Annotated in this window: 4 protein-coding genes; all 4 read right to left on the minus strand. The window is 70.8% G+C overall.

Translation table 11 applies throughout. From position 1 onward, the window contains the following. On the minus strand, positions 1–189 hold a 189-nt coding region (locus tag VMF51_RS09185; protein WP_325474118.1), incomplete at its 3' end, for a beta-ketoacyl synthase N-terminal-like domain-containing protein. Between the two features lie 50 nt (positions 190–239). After that, positions 240–479 (minus strand): acyl carrier protein, encoded by a 240-nt coding sequence (locus VMF51_RS09190; protein ID WP_325474119.1) that lies wholly within the window; start codon positions 477–479, stop codon positions 240–242. Positions 480–537: 58 nt separating this feature from the next. Continuing rightward, a complete protein-coding gene (locus VMF51_RS09195; RefSeq protein ID WP_325474120.1) occupies positions 538–1,485 on the minus strand; it encodes a beta-ketoacyl-ACP synthase III in 948 nt (315 codons plus the stop codon). Positions 1,486–1,487: 2 nt separating this feature from the next. Then, positions 1,488–2,282: biotin/lipoyl-binding protein (locus VMF51_RS09200; RefSeq protein ID WP_325474121.1), on the minus strand; the 795-nt coding region annotated here is incomplete at its 5' end.

Here is a 2,282-nt window from a genome sequence, read left to right on the forward strand (position 1 = left end):
GACCGCGGCGGTGGCCGCGAACTTCACCGGCACCGTCTCGATCCAGGGCTCGGTGATGGTGCGCACGCCGCTGGTTCCCGCGAGCATCGCCGACCAGGTGGACGCGACATCACCACCGAGCGGCGTGGTCGCGCCGAGCCCGGTGACGACGACGCTGACCTGACCGTTGTTGCCCACTGCAACCTCCACGACTGCGAACGACTAACGACGACTGCTAGAGGACGGAAGAGCGGTGGCGCTCAGGAGCTCTTGGAGACGAAGGTGACGACGTCCTGGACGGTCTTCAGGTCCTTGAGCTGCTCGTCCGGGATCTCGACGCCGAACTTGTCCTGCGCCGCGACGGCGATCTCGACCATGGACAGTGAGTCGATGTCGAGGTCGTCGACGAAGTTGGCCGCGGGGGTCACCTCGTCGGCGGGCGTGCCGGCGATCTCCTCGATGATCTCCGCGAGTCCGGCCAGAATCTCCTGGTCAGTCACTGGTTGCTCCTTCGATTGGCTTGAGTTAGCGGTGTGAATCGATGTTGCGATGGCGCGGCTAGGGTACCGTGACCACCTGCGCCGCGTAGGACAGCCCGGCGCCGAAGGCCAGCAGCAACGCCGGCTTTCCGGGCTGCAGCCGCCCCTGCTCCGCCATCCTGGACAGCGCGAGCGGAATCGACGCGGACGAGGTGTTGCCGGCCGTGATGATGTCGTCGGCGACGCGATCCCTGGGGATGCCGAGCTTCTTGGCGATGGCCTCGATGATGCGAAGGTTCGCCTGGTGCGGGATAAAGGCCGAAATCTCGTCCGGCGACACCCCCGCCCGGCGGCAGGCCTCGAGCGCCACCGGGGCCAGCGCGGTGGTGGCCCAGCGGAACACGGCCTGGCCGTCCTGGGTCAGCTTACCCGTGCGCCCCTCGATCACGATCTTGTGCGCCTGGTCGCCCGCGCTGCCCCACACGATCGGCCCGATCCCGGACGGCTCGCCGGCCTCGCACGGCCCGACCACGGCCGCCCCGGCCCCGTCGGCGAAGATGATGCAGGTCGACCGGTCGGACCAGTCCATCCACGACGTCATCTTCTCCGCGCCGATCACCAGCGCGTTGCGAACGCTGCCCGCGCGCACGGAGTCGGCGGCGGCGCCGACCGCGTAGCAGAATCCGGCGCAGGCGGCGTTGAGGTCGTAGGCTCCGGGCGCGATAATGCCGAGCCGGTAGGCGACGGTCGCCGAGATGGTCGGCATCAGCGACTCCGGGCTGCACGTCGCGACCGTCACCAGGTCGATGTCGGAAGGCTCGAGCCCGCTGGCCGCGAGCGCCTTCGCGCCGGCCGCCTCGGCCATGTCGGCGACGGTCTCGTCGTCGCGCGCGAACCGCCGTTCCCGGATGCCGACCCGCGTCCTGATCCACTCGTCGTTGGTGTCGACGAGCTTGGCGAGGTCGTCGTTGGTGACTACCTTGTCCGGCTGGTAACCGCCGAATCCGAGGATCTTCGCTGCGGTCATGCTCACGACTCCCTACGCTGGGTTGGCTGCAGGCGGACCAGCGGCTGACCCTCGCTCACCGGGTCGCCGTCTTCGACCAGCCACTCCACCACGACCGCGTCGTGCGGCGCGGTCACCGGCTTCTCGCCGCCGCGAGCGACGACGTGGGCGAGGACGTCGCCGGCGCAGACCATCGTCGCGCCGGCCGGCGTCGTCCCGCTGCCCGTCTCGTCCGAGATCAGACGGGCGGTTCCGGCGCCTGGTGACACCACGATCATCCAGTCGGGGCCCGATCCGTCCGAGTTCGCGGCGTAGCCGTTGGTCGCCGTCGCGTGCGCGGCGATCAGCGCCCGAGCCGCGTCGAGCTGGTCCGGGGTCTTGATCGCGAGCAGCTCGACGCCGGGCAGCGCGCGCTTGGCCATGCCGGTCAGCGTGCCGCCCGGGGCGAGCTCGATCAGCGCGGTCACGTTGATGTCGGACATGGTGGCCATGCACAGGTCCCAGCGGACCGGGTTGGCGACCTGGTGGACGATCCGCTCCACCCAGGCCGGGCCGGAGGTGACGACGGCGCCGTCGCGGTTGGACAGCAGGGTGATGACCGGGTCGTGGACGGCGACGCCGGCCGCCGCCGCCACCAGCGCGTCGACCGCCGGCGCCATGTGCTTGGTGTGGAACGCGCCCGCGACCCGCAGCGGCCGCAGCCGCGCGCCGGCCGGCGGGTTGGCGGCGAACTCGGCCAGCTGCTCGAGGGTGCCGCCGGCCACGATCTGCCCGGCCGCGTTGATGTTGGCGGGGGTGAGCCCGGCCTCGGCGATCGC

Source organism: Nocardioides sp., assembly GCF_035503875.1.
GTDB lineage: Bacteria > Actinomycetota > Actinomycetes > Propionibacteriales > Nocardioidaceae > Nocardioides.